The sequence below is a fragment of the Microbacterium sp. LWH11-1.2 genome (assembly GCF_038397745.1).
Classification (GTDB): Bacteria; Actinomycetota; Actinomycetes; order Actinomycetales; family Microbacteriaceae; genus Microbacterium.
Window position 1 is genome coordinate 729,118 of the sequence record NZ_CP151636.1, and the last position, 13,984, is coordinate 743,101.

The following is a 13,984-nucleotide window of genomic DNA, read 5'->3' on the forward strand; positions in this document are numbered from 1 at the left end:
AATTCTAGCGCCTTGACGCGTCCGTGCATACGCGGTCATAATCAGAGCATACGTATGCAACGAAAGGATGGGCCATGCCCCTGCATCTGAAGTCCGCGCCGACGAAGACGTTCGCGGACACCGCGCAGCAGGATGTCGCCGAACGCGTCCGCGCGATCATCGGCGACATCCGCGAGAACGGCGACGTCGCCGTTCGGCGGTATGCCGAGCAGTTCGACAACTGGAGCCCGGAGTCGTATCGCCTCTCGGATGCCGAGATCGAGCAGATCATCGGCACCCTCCCCCCGCAGGTGATCCAGGACATCGAGTTCGTGCAGAACCAGGTGCGCCGCTTCGCCCAGGCGCAGCGCGACTCGCTCGTCGACATCGAGGTCGAGACCCTCCCCGGCGTCTTCCTCGGCCAGAAGCACGTTCCGGTGCAGGCGGCCGGTGCCTACATCCCCGGCGGCAAGTACCCGCTCACGGCATCCGCCCACATGACGATCATCACGGCCAAGGTCGCCGGCGTCCCCCGTGTCGTCGCGTGCACCCCGCCGATCCGCGGCGAGATCCCCGCCGCCACGGTCGCCGCCATGAAGATGGCCGGCGCCGACGAGATCTACATCCTCGGCGGCGTGCAGGCGGTCGCGGCGATGGCCGTGGGCACCGACACGATCGAGCCGGTCAACATGATCGCCGGTCCCGGCAACGCGTATGTCGCCGAGGCGAAGCGTCAGCTGTTCGGCGAGGTCGGCATCGACCTGTTCGCCGGACCGACCGAGATCCTCATCGTCGCCGACGAGCACGCCGATCCGTTCTTCACCGCCGTCGACCTGCTCTCCCAGGCCGAGCACGGCCCCGACTCCCCCGCGGTGCTGGTGACGACGTCTCAGACGCTCGCGGAAGAGGTCATGGACTGGATCGAGAAGATCCTCCCCGGCATGCCGACGCGCGACTACGCCGGTCCGGCCTGGCGCGACTGGGGGCAGGTCATCGTGGCCGACGACCTCGACGAGGCCTACCGCATCGCCGACGCCTTCGCTTTCGAGCACGTGCAGATCTTCACCGAGAACCCGCGCGAGGCCCTCACGAAGATGCACGACTACGGCGCGCTCTTCCTCGGCGAGAACACCTGCGTCTCGTACGGCGACAAGGTCATCGGCACCAACCACGTGCTGCCGACGCTCGGCGCCGCCCGCTACACGGGTGGTCTCTGGGTGGGCAAGTACCTGCGCACCGTCACGTACCAGGAGGTGCAGAACACGGAGTCGTCGGCCGAGCTCGGCGCCGTCTGCGGTCGCGCCGCGCGCGTGGAGCTCTTCGAGGGCCACGCCCGCTCGGGTGACGCCCGCGCCTGGCGTCACGCCGGCACGGAGTTCGCCTGGATCGAAGAAAGCCAGGCGGCCGCAGCGAGCTCGCGATGACCGATCTCACAGGCCGCACGGCCGTGGTGACCGGCGGTGGCAGCGGACTCGGGGCGGCCATCGCCCGCTCGCTGCACGCCGCCGGCGCCGAGGTCGTGCTCGTCGGCCGCGACGAGACGAAGCTCGCCGCCACGGCATCCGCTCTCGGGGAGCGCGCCCGCGGGATCGCGTGCGATGTGTCGGATGCCGCATCCGTGGATGCCCTGCGCGACGCGCTGTCGGGCACCGAGGTGTCGATCCTCGTGAACAACGCCGGGATCCCCGGTCCGGTCGCGGCGCTGACCGACATCGGCGTCGACGACTGGGACGAGGTGTTCGCCGTGAACGTGCGCGGCACGTTCCTCGTCTGCAAGGCGCTGCTGCCCGGCATGATCGCGCGCGGCGACGGCGACGTGATCAACATCGCGTCGGTGTCGGGCAAGCGTCCGCTCGCGCATCGCACTCCGTACTGCGCGTCGAAGATGGCCGTGATCGGACTCACCTCGACGCTCGCGTTCGAGGTCGGCCCCGCGGGCGTGCGCGTGAACTCGCTCTCGCCCGGGCCGGTGCAGGGACCGCGGATGGAGCGCAACTTCCGGCTCGAGGCCGAGCGCTCAGGCACCACTGTCGACGATGCCGAGCAGGTGTTCGTCTCGCGCGCCGCGCTCGGACGCATGGTCACCGAGGAAGAGGTCGGCGCCGCGGTCCTCGCGATGCTGGCGATGCCGGGCATGTGCGGGGCCGACGTCGACCTGTCCGCGGGGATGGTCGCCTGATGACATCCTTGCGTGCACGGGCTCTGGCAGGGGAGAAGCTCCTCGGCGCTCTGTTGCGGATGCCGTCGGAGGAGCTCGTCGAGATGCTCGCGGTCGCGGAGTTCGACTTCGTGCTCATCGACTGCGAGCACGGACCTGCCGACATCACCGCCCTCCGCAACCACATCGCCCTCGCTGCCGTGCACGGCGTCCCCGTGATCGTGCGGGTCGGCGAGAACGACCGCGGTCAGATCCTGCGGGTGCTCGATCAGGGCGCCGAGGGCATCCTGGCGCCGCACCTCGACACCGTCGCCGACGCGGCCGCTCTCGTCGACGCCTCGCTCTATCCGCCGGTCGGCACCCGCGGCTTCGCGACGTACAGCCGCGCCGGTCGCTTCGGCGAGGTCGACCCGGGGGACCACCTGGAGTGGTACCTCGAGAACACACTCGTGCTCGGCATGATCGAGTCGCCGGACGGCGTGCGCAACGTCGGAGACATCGTCGCGACGCCGCGGCTCGACGGCATCCTGGTCGGTCCCGCCGATCTCGCGGCGTCCACCGGCCCCGACGACCAGCCCGTTCCGGAGGCCATCGCCGCCGTGCACGCGGAGCTCGCTCGCGCGGGCTCGCTGCGCATGGACATCGTCGGCACTCGTGCCGCGGCCGAAGCATCCTTCGCCGGCGGCGCCGACCTCGTCATCTACAACCTGGCGTCGTCGCTCATGCGGCATCTGCGCGACCTGGCCTCGCCGGAGCGCTGAGCCGCCGGCATCCGCTCGCGCGGAATGCAGGAGATCTCCCAGAACGAAGGATGCTGTCGCGGCATCCGCCCCTTCATCCCGCGAGTTCTCCTGCATGACGTGCGGGTGCGACACCGTGACGGGCGGAGTTCTCCCCGACGAGCGGATGCCGACACCACAAGCGCTCCGCCCATCACAGAGTTCTCCGCCCCAAGAAGCGCAGCACGCACAGGAGACGCGCGGCGCTAGGAGGACACGCGAAGGCCGGAACCCTCAGCGCCGCCCGGCGCCCGCGGCGGCATCCGCCAGCTGGGTCTGCCACGAGCGCAGCAATGAGCCGAAGGCCTGCGGGCGCTCGATCGGCAGCAGGTGCCCGGCGTCGAGGGTGACGAGCCGGGCGTCGGGCATCCGCGTGACGATCTCGGTGTGTAAGTGCGGCGGCGTGATCACGTCGTCGAGCCCCGAGACGACCAGCGTCGGCACAGACAAGCCCGGCAGTCGCCCGAGCAGGTCGCCCCGGCTGAGCTGCAACTGCAGCTGCGCCCGCAGCCGCGCCTCGCCCGTGACCGTGCCCATCGCGAGGGTCCGCTCCACCAGGTCCGGTCGATCGCGCACGGCCTCGGCGCCCAGCAGCGCGGGAAGGATGCTCTCCTGCAGCTCACGCGCATCCGCGCCGGCATCCATGCGCCCGAGCCAGTCGCGCCACCCCTCGCGTTGCGTCTCGGTCGGCGCCTTCGCATTCGTCGAGACCAGGCACAGTCCGGCCACCCGCTCGGGAGCGGCCAACGCGACCGACATCGCGACGATGGCCCCGAGCGAGTGCCCGACGAGCACGAACCGCTCCGGAAGCGAGTCCAGCAGCGCCTCGACCTGGTCGGGGATGGAGGGGCGATCCAGCACCGGCTGGATCGCCCCGTCTGGTCCGGCATCCGCCCACAGATCGGCGGTGCAGTTCATGCCGGCAAGCAGCACCAGCGACGACACGTCAGCCCTTGACGGCGCCGTCGCTGAGTCCCGCGACGAGATATTTCTGCGCGATGAATGCGATCACGAACACCGGGATCGTGAGGAGCATGGATGCCGCTCCCGCCTGTTGCAGCATCGGCAGGGTCTGCCCGAGCTGCGTGGCGATGAACACGGGCACCGTCTTCGACGACGTGTCGGTGAGCACGAGCGCGGTGAGGTACTCCTGGAACGCGAAGAGGAACACGAAGATGCCGGCGGTGAGGATGCCGGGTCCCATCAGCGGGATCATGACGCGGCGCAGCATCCCGATCCTCGTGCAGCCGTCGATCATCGCGGCCTCGTCGAGTTCCTTGGGGATCTCGGCGAAGAAGTTGCGCAGCAGCCAGATCGTGAACGGCTGGTTGATCGCGACCAGGGCGATCGCCAGCGCGAACGTCGTGTCGTAGATCCCCAGCGCGCGGCTGATGTCGTACATCGGCAGCACCACTGCGAAGCGCGGCAGCGCACGGAAGATCAGGGCGAGCACCAGCAGGATCGCCGAGACGTAGCTCGGGAACCGCGACAGCGCATAGGCGGCCGGGATGCCGATGACCAGCGCGATCACGGTCGACACGGTCGCGACGACCACGGTGTTCACGAGGTAGTCCGCGAAGTACGTGGTCTGCCACAGATCGACGAACGCCTGCAGCGTCGGCTGGTAGTCCCAGAGCACCGGCGGGTTGGAGAACGCGACGTCGGTCGGCTTGGTCACCGACAGCGTCATCCAGATGAACGGACTGAGCACGACGACGCAGAGGATGCCGAGCAGCAGACCGGTGATGTACGGCGGGCGGTTCTGACCGCGGCGCTTGCGCTGCGGTGCGCCCTTGGTGACGATGGCCCTCGTCGAGAGCTCTGCGGAGGTGAGACTCATCGTTCGGCCTTCGCTTCCTTGAAGATGCCCCGGATGAACGGGATCAGCATGATGAGGATCAGGAGGATGGTGAGGACGTTGATCGCACTGCCCAGCCCGAGGTTCTCGGCGCCGTCGGCGAACGCCACCGAGTAGACGTAGAGCATGATCGACTCGTTCCCGATGTTCTGCGCCTGCGGCGACAGCGGGATCAGGTTGTCGAACATGCGCAGCACGTCCATGATCGTGATCAGGGTCACGAAGCCGAGCACCCCGCGGATGGTCGGGATGATCACGTTGATGTGCGTCTGGAAGCCGTTGGCGCCGTCGATCTTGGCGGCCTCCTTCAGCTCGTTGGGCACGCCCTGGAGCCCCGCCAGGATGATGAGCATCGCGAACGGCAGCATGTGCCAGACGGTGTTCGCGATCACGAGGATCGCGTTCGGCACCTGGTCGGTGAACCACAGCACCTGCGAGCCGCCGAAGAACCCGATCAGCCTGTTCACGACGCCGCCGAAGTTGTCGTCGAACAGCCACGAGAACGCGACGGCGCCGACGAGGTTCGGCAGCACGTACGAGACGAGCATGATGCCGAGGACGAGCGGGCGGGACGTGGTGATGCGGTTGATGCCGGTGGCGATGATGTATCCGAACACCAGCAGGATCGCGGTGGTGACGACCGTGACGGCGACGGTGAAGAGCACCGCCTTGTGGAACCGGGGATCTGTCAGAGCGTCGGTGAAGTTCTCCAACCCGACGAATGTTCCCGGTGTGCCGTAGCGGACCTGCTCGAAACTCCACTGCACCGTGCGCACCAGCGGGAGCACGAGGAGTGCACCCATCACCAGCAGGCTCGGAGCGAAGAGCAGCCAGAATTCGCGTGCCTTCATGTGCGTCCTCCCTTGGACGGACTGTGGCCTGAACTCGCGCTCAGGCCACAGTCATGGACGTCGGTCCGTGGTCAGCCGGCGACCTTCTCGCCGGCGGCCTGCATCTGGGCGAGTCCGTCGTCGACGGACACCTGGCCGTTGAGGATCGAGACCAGGATCGGACGGATCTCGTTCGTGATGTCGGCGATGACCGGCGACACGATCGGCGGCATCGCGCTGGCGATCGAGTCGTTCGCCGCCGCGCCGTAGGGAGAGTTCTTCTCCGTCACCATTCCCTCGCGGGCCGGGTAGGCCGCGGGGACGGATGCCTTCGAGGCGTCTTCGCTGACGGCCGAGGCCATCATCTGGAACAGCATGTCATGGTCGAGCTTCGTGTTGAACGGGATCGACCAGCCGTCGATCGAGAGGCGGTTGTACGAGTACTCCGCGTCATCGCTGACCTTCGGCGCACCGGCGAAGCCGAACGAGTCGGACAGCTTCGAGTTGGCCGGGAGCGTCAGGTCGAACATGCGGCCGGAGAACATGATCGACATGGCCGCCGTCCCGTTGAACATCTGCTGCTGCACCTTGGGCTGGTCGAAGGTCGTGACCTGCGGGTCCATGTAGGGCTTCAGCGAGAGCATCGCCTCGACGGCCTGCTTGGCCTCGGGGGTGTCGAGCGTGACCTCGCCGTTCGCGGTGACGAAGTCGGCGCCGAGGGAGTTCATCGCGCCCTCGAAGCCGGTGGTGACGTCGGCCGTGGCGAGCCACGGCAGCGCGATCGGGTACTCCATGAGCCCTGCGCCCTTGATGGCTTCGGCGGCGTCGATCATCTCGTCGAACGTGGTCGGGACCTCGAGGCCGAGGTCTTCGAAGACGTCGGTGCGGTAGGCCATCACGAACATCTGCGCCTGCATCGGGATCGCGTAGATGTCGCCGTCGTACGACATCCCCTCGACCATCGACTCGCTGATCTCGTCGAGGCCGTAGTCGGCGGCGTACTTGTCCCAGAGGTCGTTCAGCGGAACGAGCTTCTCCTCTTCGCCGAATCCGGGGATGACGAAGCCGTACGTCTCGATGATGTCGTAGGTGCCCGTGTCACCCGCGAGGGTGGCCGTGGTCTTTGTGACCTGACCGCCGAAGTCGATCGGGTCGTGCTTGAGCGTCACGTCGTCGGTCGAGCAGCTCGACACCATCGTGTCGGTGAAGGGGTCGATCGCCGAGGAGTTGTAGGCGAGGACGTTGACCGTCGTCTTGCCCTCGGGTGCCGTGTAGTCACATGACACCGTGGTCGAGTTTTCGTTGTCGGTGCGGGAGCCCGCGCCGCAGCTGGTGAGGGCGACGATGCCCACGGCTGCGAGAGCGAGAACCGGCAATGCCCGATGCTTGTTGAGTCCCATAGGGCTGATGGTATACGTATGCAGTCAACTTAGGGAAGCCTATTTTTCGGGAATGTATTCCCGCTGAATACGTATACGTAACGATTGCCCGCAGGCTCTTGCGGGCGACGCGCGGAATGCCGGCCGAAACGCCCGGGCGGCGTCACTCCGAGCGAGGTCGCCGCTTCTCCAGAGCCCCGGAGAGCAGGACGGCCACCACCCCCGCCACCGGCGCGATCAGGAGTCCGGCGCGCAGGCTCTCGGTGTCGGCGATGAAGCCGACGAACGGCGGTGCGAGCAGGAATCCGACACGGAGGAGCCACGAGACGATCGTGAGCCCGGCGCCGTGCCGCAGGCCGGGCAGCTCGTCCGCCGCATGCATCGCTGCGGGGATGAGCGTGGCGATGCCGAAGCCGAGCGCAGCGAAGCCGACGATCGTCCCCGGGATGCGGGGGAAGGCGAGGGCGAGCCCCATCCCCGTGGCCGCGATCAGTCCGCCGGCACCCGCGACGAGGCGCTGACCGAACCGGTCGGTCAGCCGGTCGCCGAGGATGCGGCCGACGAACTGCGCGAGCATGAGGGCGATGAAGCCGAGCGGTGCGATCGCGGCGGCCGCGTCGAGCGAGTCGGCGAGGTAGAGCGTCGCCCAGGAGTTGCCGGCATCCTCACCCACCGCCCCGGCCATCGCGATGAGCGTGAGCGCCGCGAGCAGGAGGACCGTGCGCAGGCTCGGGCCACGGCGCCCGGCTGGGCGGATCCCGGGGCTGTCTGCGACGGCATCCGCATCTTCTGCCGCATCCGCCGACTCCTCGTCGCGCCCGGGCAGGCAGAAGCGCAGCGCACCGAGGGCGACGGCGGCGAACACCGTGGTGGAGATCGCGAGGTGGATGCCGACGGGCAGGCCGACCGCGATCGCGACGGCGGCCATCGCGCCGCCGAGCACCGCGCCGATCGACCAGATCGCGTGGAAGGAGTTGATGATCGAGCGACCGTACCGGCGCTGCACCCGCAGACCGTGAGCGTTCTGCGCGACGTCCGTGATCGCGTCGCACGCGCCGGTGAGGAACAGTGCGCCGGCGAACAGCAGCGCCGACGGCGACAGCCCGGCGAGGAGGTAGCCGATGCTGGTGAGCGCGGTGCCCAGCACCGCGAGGCGGCCCGAGCCGAACCGGCGGATCAGCACGGCGGCGGCGAGACCGGCCACGATGGCCCCGGCCGGGAGCGCGGCGATCGACAGACCGTAGGCGGTGTTGTCGAGACCCAGCGTCGCCTTGATCTCGGGGTAGCGCGGCAGGATGTTGGCGAACAGGGCGCCGTTGGTCAGGAAGAGCGCGGACACGGCGATGCGCGCGCGGCGGGCCGCGGCATCCGGGCCGGGGCGGGCGGCCGTCGCCGTCTTGTCGCTCGGATCGTCCATCGCGCCCATCCTTCCACGAGCGCCCTGCGTCCCGTCGCAGAGGCGCCGCGGTCAGAGGCCCTCGGCGATCTCCTTGATCGCGGCGAGCCGGCGATCCCAGGCGCGTCCGATCGCGTCGAGTTGCGCGGCCGTGGCGGCGAGCTCGGTGCCGATCACGCGGTAGCGCAGTTCGCGGCCGACGGGCACGGGCTCGACGAGCCCGACCTCCTGCAGCACCGCGAGGTGCTTGGCGATGGCCTGACGACTCACAGGCAGACGCCCGGCGAGAGCGGATGCCGAGGCATCGCCCTCGCCGAGAGCCGTCAGGATGCTCCACCGCGTCTCGTCTGCCAGCGCCGAGAACATCGGGATCAGCGTGCCTGTGGTCATGCGTCGCCCTCGACGGCATCCGCTTCGACGAGCGCGACCAGCTTGTCGAGCTCGAGGTCCCAGCCGGTGCGGTGGCTCTCGAGGTTCTTCAGCGGCGCGGACGTGCGCTCGAAGCCGCTCTCGACGACGGTGAGCTGGGTGCCGCCGTCGATCTCATCGAGGGTGAAGGTGAAGACGGTCGAGGTGCTCTCGTCGACCGCGTCGGGGAGCCGACCGAGCGCGTCGTCGTTGTTCCATCGGTAGCTGATGAGATGGGGCTCGTCAGAGGCCTCGACCCGCAGCGGGATCACGTCGTAGTCGGGGAAGGTCATCGTGCCGGTCGCGCCGACACCCGTGCCGTCGAGCACCGTGCGGCCGAACCAGCGCGAGATGTGCTCCGGCTCGGCGACCGCCCGCCAGACCTTGTCGATGGATGCCGCGATGCTGATCGTGCGTCGGACCGAGAAGGTGTCTTCGTCGACCACGGAAGCGGTGTTCTCCGTCATGTTCACCATGATGCGTCCTTTCTTCGCGGAGCAGCGGGATCGCCACTCACCTGCAATTACAGAGTTGCACATTTTGACGGATACTGCAACCCCTGGGTTGCACTACGATAGCGCCCTTACATGCCCGCCCCGCCGCGCGCCACCCGCTTCTCCGCATCTCCGCCGCGGCCTACGCTCGAGCCATGACCGAGCTCACCCAGCCCACCGGACAGGAAGAGGCGCTGCGCGCCGTCCCGCGCGAAGACGGCACGGCACCCCGCGCCCTCGTGCTCGGAGCGACCGGATACATCGGGGGCCGCCTGACCCCCCGTCTCCTCAACGCCGGCTACCGGGTGCGGGTCCTGGCGCGCGACGCCGTGCGCGCGGCATCCTTCCCCTGGGGTCCCGACTGCGAGATCGTCGAGGGATCGGCCGATGACGCGGATGCCGTGGCCGAGGCCATGGACGACGTCGACGTCGTCTACTACCTGATCCACTCGATGACCGCGGGCAAGGGGTTCGAGGAGAGCGATCAGCGCGCCGCGACGACGGTGGCGGATGCCGCGGCCCGAGCCGGCGTGCGCCGCATCGTGTACCTCGGCGGGCTGCACCCCGACGACGTGAAGCTGTCGCCGCATCTGCGCTCGCGCGTGGAGGTCGGCGAGACGTTCCTGCACTCCGGGGTGCCGACGCTCGTGCTCCAGGCGGGCGTCGTGATCGGCTCGGGATCGGCGTCGTTCGAGATGATCCGACACCTGACCGATGTGCTGCCCTACATGCCCGCTCCGAAGTGGGTGCGCAACCGCATCCAGCCGATCGCCGTGCGCGATGTGCTGCACTACCTGCTCGGGGCCGCCCGGGTCGACGCGGACGTGAATCGCGCCGTCGACATCGGCGGACCCGATGTGCTGCGCTACGGGCAGATGATGAACGGCTATGCGGTCGAGGCGGGCCTGCCGCAGCGGGCGATCGCCGCACTGCCCGTGCTCACCCCGGGGCTCGCCTCGCACTGGGTGAACCTCGTCACGCCCGTGCCGCGGTCGATCGCGCGGCCGCTCGTCGCCTCGCTGCAGAACGAGTGCGTCGTGAAGGACCGCACCGTCGACGAGCTCATCCCGCCGCCCGCCGACGGCCTGACCCCGTACCGCCGAGCCGTCGCGCTGGCTCTCGGACGCCTCGACGCCGACACGATCGAGACGAGCTGGCAGGACGCCGAGGTGAGCGGAGCCCCGAGCGATCCTCTGCCGAGCGACCCCGACTGGGCGGGGCGCACGGTCTTCACCGACGCGCGGTCGCTCGAGACGAAGGCATCCGTCGACGACCTGTGGCGCGTGATCATCGGGATCGGCGGAGAGAACGGCTGGTACTCGTCGCCGTTCCTCTGGGCGGTGCGCGGCGTGATGGACCGCCTGGTCGGCGGGGTCGGGCTCCGCCGCGGACGCCGGAGCCGCACGGCCGCGCGCATCGGCGACGCGATCGACTTCTGGCGCGTCGAGGCGGTGTCGCAGCCGCATTCGGGCGAGGAGGATGCCGGGCTGCTGCGCCTGCGCGCCGAGATGAAGGTTCCCGGTGAGGCATGGCTCGAACTGCGGGCGATCGCCGAGGGCCCGGGTGCCCGCTACGAGCAGCGCGCGGTGTTCTTCCCGCGGGGCCTGGGCGGACGGCTGTACTGGCTCGCCGTGCTGCCCTTCCACGGCTTCATCTTCGCGGGCATGGCGGCGCGGATCACGGCCGCAGCCGAGACGGGCGGTACGAGTGGCGCTGGCGAGGGGAGATCCCGTTCAGACGTGACCGCCTGATCCGATCTCCGCCTGCACCCGAGCCGCAAGCTCCGGAAAGGCCGTGATCACCGTGCGCCAGAGCAGATCTCTGTCCACGCGGTCATAGTGATGGACGACGAAGTCTCGGTTGCGGGCCGCCTGACGCCAGACCAGGTGAGAGAACCGTGCCTCGTCGGCGTGCACGAGCCGCTTCGAGAGATCACCGATGCGATTCGAGAGCGCCTCGAATGCCAGAGGCAGAGCAGGGTCTACGTCGAAGGCATCTCGACCGCGATCAGCGAGATCCGCGGCTCGGGCGAGGGTGTCTCGAAGATCGCCGAGCCATCGGTCCACTCGATCATCGGGATTCACAGCCGAACGGCTTCCCGCAGGATCGTCGCATCGTGCTCGGGATTCAGCGCCGCCGTGCTCACGACGGATACCGGCACCCCGAGCAGAGCCTCCATGTCGATCTCGAACTGGGCGACGTCGAACAGCGTGGCTTCCGCGTGCGGCGTCACCAGCAGGTCGACGTCACTGAGCTCGTTCTGGTCTCCACGTGCGATGGATCCGTAGACCTGCACGTCACCGAGATGCGAGAGCGCGGCCAGGCGTTCGATGAGTGTGCGCTGCGCACGCAGCCGATCCAGCCCGATCTTCGTCGACCTCCCCTCGGTCAACGCGAGAAACCGGTCGTACGGGAGGAGCGCTGCTTGCGGCCGACGGTGAGATCCGATGATCACCGGCTCATCGGATCCCTCGCGAAAAGACCCGATGATGCGCGAGAGGCCGGCCCGCGCATCCGAGACCGAGGTCACATCCATCACAGCTCCTTCACATTCTGTACAGAAGATTGTACAGAACGAGCATCCGAATGACGAGGAAGTGGCGTTGCGACGGCGGGCGAGCGCGCGGAATCAGGCGAACAGCTTCTGGTTCCGCGTGATCGCCTGATTCGGCCCGGCGCTTTGCGGGCGGCTCCTCAGTCGACCGGACGCTCCTCCGCCCGCGGATGCTCTCCCTGCACCGCGCCCTGGGCGCCGGCCGACTCCGCCGTCTCCTCGGCGAGTCCGTCGAGCGCCGCTCCTGCGTCGGCATCCGGTCCGGCATCCGGTCCGGCATCCGCTGTCGGGACGATGTCGATCGCCTCGGTGGCAGCCTCGTAGACCTCGGCGAGGGTGTCGTCTACCGTGTCTTCGTCGATCCAGGCGAGGTCGTCTTCGGAGTGGTCGTACTCGACCGGGACGAGCGCGAAGTCGTCGCCGTACTCCTCGAGCCCGGCCATGACGCTGTGCCGCACGGCCATCCGCGCATAGCGGTCGCGGAGGATCAGCGGATCGCGCCGCAGGTCCTTCATGAACGCGACCATCATGAACGCCATGATCACCGCGAACGGCAGCGCGGCGATGATGGTCACGTTCTGCAGCGAGCGGAGTCCGCTCCCCTCCTCGCCCGAGATGAGCAGCACTGCGGCGATCACGCCGACCAACACCCCCCAGATGACCGTCACCCAGCGCGCGGGCTCGGGACGGCCCTGCTGCGACAGCGTGCCCATCACGAGCGAGGCGGAGTCCGCGCCGGTGATGAAGAAGATCGAGATCAGCAGGATGAGCAGGATGCTGGTGACCAGCGGGAACGGGAGATTCCCGAGCACGCCGAAGAGCACCTCCTCCGGCGGGTCGACGTTCAGTCCGGCACCGTCCATCTGCTGCTGAATGGCAGTCGTGCCGAAGATCGAGAACCAGACGAGCGAGATGGCCGAGGGCACGACGATGACGACCGACACGAACTGACGGAGGGAGCGGCCGCGCGAGATCTTCGCGATGAACATGCCGACGAACGGCGACCACGAGATCCACCACGCCCAGTAGAAGATCGTCCAGGTCGACAGGAAGGTCTGGGCCTCGTCACCCTGCGAGGCCGAGCGGGCGATCATCGTCGGCAGGTCGCCGAGGAACTGCACCGCGACCGACGGGATCACGTTGAGGATGAGCAGCGTCGGACCGACGAAGAACACGAAGAAGGCCAGGACGAGAGCCGCGACCGCGTTGATGTTCGACAGCGCGCGGATCCCCTTGGAGACGCCCGAGACGGCGGAGGCGATGAAGCAGGCGGTGAGCACGGCGATCGCCGCGATGAGGATGCCGTTGCCGAGCTCGCCGATGCCCGTGACGATCTCGACGCCGTGCCCGATCTGCAGGGCGCCGAGCCCGAGGGATGCCGCCGTGCCGAACAGCGTGACGATGATGGAGAAGACGTCGATCGTGCGTCCGAGGGGTCCGGTGGTGCGGTGCTCGCCGAGCAGCGGCGCGAAGATCGAGGAGATGAGCGGGGTGCGGCCGCGGCGGAATGCGCCGTAGGCGATGGCCCCGCCGACGAGCGCGTAGAACGCCCAGGCCTGCGGACCCCAGTGGTAGAGCACCTGCGCCTGCGCGGTGTGCATCGCCTCGAGGGTGTTCGCCTCGACGGTCCCGGGCGGCGGGTTCTCGAAGAAGGTGAGGGGCTCAGCCGCACCCCAGAACACGAGTCCGATGCCCATGCCGGCCGCGAACAGCATCGAGATCCACGAGAACATCGAGAACTCGGGCTCTTCGTCGTCGCGGCCGAGCGGGATGCGACCGTAGCGGCTGAACCCGATGAAGAGCATGAACACCAGGATGACCGTGGCGATCGTCGTGAAGAAGAAGCCGGTGTACTCGACGACCGCGTCGAGGACGGTCCGCGTGGTTCCGGCGAGGTTGTCGCCCGCGAACACACCCCAGGCGATGAAGGCGACGGTCAGTGCGACCGCGATGCCGAAGACGAGCGGATCGGTGCGGTACGACCGGCCCGTCTCCTCGACCGAGACGCCGGGCACGAGCGCCGGATGCACGCTGCGCGGCGGCACCGCGGCGATGTCGCGGACGATCTTCTTCGCGGTCGGGACGATGCCCGTTCCCGGCGGTGGTCCTTCAGAGCGTGCGGCGGGCTTCTCGTCAGGGGTCTCCATGG

13 protein-coding genes are annotated in these 13,984 nt (G+C 68.5%); 4 read left to right on the forward strand and 9 right to left on the reverse strand.

Translation table 11 applies throughout. The annotated features are described in order from the left end of the window. Positions 1–74 precede the first annotated feature (74 nt). From hisD to MRBLWH11_RS03370, 3 genes are read left to right on the forward strand one after another with little or no spacing between them, the layout of a single operon-like run. The gene (gene hisD, locus MRBLWH11_RS03360) at positions 75–1,403 is read left to right on the forward strand and encodes a histidinol dehydrogenase (RefSeq protein WP_116636116.1); all 1,329 of its coding nucleotides are present in this window, start codon (positions 75–77) and stop codon (positions 1,401–1,403) included. Next, positions 1,400–2,158, forward strand: a complete 759-nt coding sequence (locus MRBLWH11_RS03365; protein WP_341946670.1) for an SDR family oxidoreductase — start codon at positions 1,400–1,402, stop codon at positions 2,156–2,158. The genes hisD and MRBLWH11_RS03365 overlap by 4 nt, the downstream gene beginning before the upstream one ends. Next, the gene (locus MRBLWH11_RS03370; protein ID WP_341946671.1) at positions 2,158–2,898 is read left to right on the forward strand and encodes an aldolase/citrate lyase family protein; all 741 of its coding nucleotides are present in this window, start codon (positions 2,158–2,160) and stop codon (positions 2,896–2,898) included. Before MRBLWH11_RS03365 ends, MRBLWH11_RS03370 begins: the two co-directional genes overlap by 1 nt. Positions 2,899–3,150: 252 nt before the next feature. On the opposite strand, the gene MRBLWH11_RS03375 is transcribed toward MRBLWH11_RS03370, so the two are convergent. The 7 genes from MRBLWH11_RS03375 to MRBLWH11_RS03405 all read right to left on the reverse strand — a co-directional run bounded on the left by MRBLWH11_RS03375 (position 3,151) and on the right by MRBLWH11_RS03405 (position 9,254). Continuing rightward, a complete protein-coding gene (locus MRBLWH11_RS03375) occupies positions 3,151–3,861 on the reverse strand; it encodes an alpha/beta fold hydrolase (RefSeq protein WP_341946672.1) in 711 nt (236 codons plus the stop codon). Between the two features lies 1 nt (position 3,862). Then, the gene (locus tag MRBLWH11_RS03380) at positions 3,863–4,756 is read right to left on the reverse strand and encodes a carbohydrate ABC transporter permease (RefSeq protein ID WP_341946673.1); all 894 of its coding nucleotides are present in this window, start codon (positions 4,754–4,756) and stop codon (positions 3,863–3,865) included. Beyond that, positions 4,753–5,625, reverse strand: a complete 873-nt coding sequence (locus MRBLWH11_RS03385; protein ID WP_116636121.1) for a sugar ABC transporter permease — start codon at positions 5,623–5,625, stop codon at positions 4,753–4,755. The genes MRBLWH11_RS03380 and MRBLWH11_RS03385 overlap by 4 nt, the downstream gene beginning before the upstream one ends. A 71-nt stretch (positions 5,626–5,696) precedes the next feature. After that, a complete protein-coding gene (locus MRBLWH11_RS03390; protein WP_341946674.1) occupies positions 5,697–7,004 on the reverse strand; it encodes an extracellular solute-binding protein in 1,308 nt (435 codons plus the stop codon). Between the two features lie 142 nt (positions 7,005–7,146). Then, a complete protein-coding gene (locus MRBLWH11_RS03395; RefSeq protein WP_341946675.1) occupies positions 7,147–8,400 on the reverse strand; it encodes an MFS transporter in 1,254 nt (417 codons plus the stop codon). Between the two features lie 51 nt (positions 8,401–8,451). Beyond that, positions 8,452–8,769, reverse strand: coding sequence for a metalloregulator ArsR/SmtB family transcription factor (locus tag MRBLWH11_RS03400; RefSeq protein WP_116636124.1), 318 nt, complete (start codon positions 8,767–8,769; stop codon positions 8,452–8,454). Continuing rightward, positions 8,766–9,254 carry an SRPBCC family protein gene (locus MRBLWH11_RS03405; RefSeq protein ID WP_341946676.1) on the reverse strand — a complete coding sequence of 163 codons (489 nt, stop codon included), beginning with the start codon at positions 9,252–9,254 and terminating at the stop codon, positions 8,766–8,768. The genes MRBLWH11_RS03400 and MRBLWH11_RS03405 overlap by 4 nt, the downstream gene beginning before the upstream one ends. A 182-nt stretch (positions 9,255–9,436) precedes the next feature. On the opposite strand from MRBLWH11_RS03405, the gene MRBLWH11_RS03410 reads away from it, so the two are divergent. Then, entirely contained in the window at positions 9,437–11,032 is a 1,596-nt protein-coding gene (locus tag MRBLWH11_RS03410) for an SDR family oxidoreductase (protein WP_341946677.1), read from the forward strand. A gap of 329 nt (positions 11,033–11,361) precedes the next feature. Here MRBLWH11_RS03410 and MRBLWH11_RS03415 read toward each other — a convergent pair whose 3' ends face one another. Beyond that, a complete protein-coding gene (locus MRBLWH11_RS03415; RefSeq protein WP_341946678.1) occupies positions 11,362–11,817 on the reverse strand; it encodes a nucleotidyltransferase domain-containing protein in 456 nt (151 codons plus the stop codon). A gap of 158 nt (positions 11,818–11,975) precedes the next feature. Then, the gene (locus tag MRBLWH11_RS03420; protein ID WP_341946679.1) at positions 11,976–13,982 is read right to left on the reverse strand and encodes a BCCT family transporter; all 2,007 of its coding nucleotides are present in this window, start codon (positions 13,980–13,982) and stop codon (positions 11,976–11,978) included. Positions 13,983–13,984 lie beyond the last annotated feature (2 nt).

Excerpts from the sequence above, each read along its gene's own strand:
- hisD (WP_116636116.1), top strand. The coding sequence starts at position 75 with ATGCCCCTGCATCTGAAGTCCGCGCCGACGAAGACGTTCGCGGACACC.
- MRBLWH11_RS03365 (WP_341946670.1), top strand. The coding sequence starts at position 1,400 with ATGACCGATCTCACAGGCCGCACGGCCGTGGTGACCGGCGGTGGCAGC.
- MRBLWH11_RS03395 (WP_341946675.1), bottom strand. The coding sequence starts at position 8,400 with ATGGACGATCCGAGCGACAAGACGGCGACGGCCGCCCGCCCCGGCCCG.
- MRBLWH11_RS03400 (WP_116636124.1), bottom strand. The coding sequence starts at position 8,769 with ATGACCACAGGCACGCTGATCCCGATGTTCTCGGCGCTGGCAGACGAG.
- MRBLWH11_RS03410 (WP_341946677.1), top strand. The coding sequence starts at position 9,437 with ATGACCGAGCTCACCCAGCCCACCGGACAGGAAGAGGCGCTGCGCGCC.
- MRBLWH11_RS03370 (WP_341946671.1), top strand. The coding sequence starts at position 2,158 with ATGACATCCTTGCGTGCACGGGCTCTGGCAGGGGAGAAGCTCCTCGGC.
- MRBLWH11_RS03405 (WP_341946676.1), bottom strand. The coding sequence starts at position 9,254 with ATGACGGAGAACACCGCTTCCGTGGTCGACGAAGACACCTTCTCGGTC.
- MRBLWH11_RS03415 (WP_341946678.1), bottom strand. The coding sequence starts at position 11,817 with ATGGATGTGACCTCGGTCTCGGATGCGCGGGCCGGCCTCTCGCGCATC.
- MRBLWH11_RS03420 (WP_341946679.1), bottom strand. The coding sequence starts at position 13,982 with ATGGAGACCCCTGACGAGAAGCCCGCCGCACGCTCTGAAGGACCACCG.
- MRBLWH11_RS03385 (WP_116636121.1), bottom strand. The coding sequence starts at position 5,625 with ATGAAGGCACGCGAATTCTGGCTGCTCTTCGCTCCGAGCCTGCTGGTG.
- MRBLWH11_RS03380 (WP_341946673.1), bottom strand. The coding sequence starts at position 4,756 with ATGAGTCTCACCTCCGCAGAGCTCTCGACGAGGGCCATCGTCACCAAG.
- MRBLWH11_RS03390 (WP_341946674.1), bottom strand. The coding sequence starts at position 7,004 with ATGGGACTCAACAAGCATCGGGCATTGCCGGTTCTCGCTCTCGCAGCC.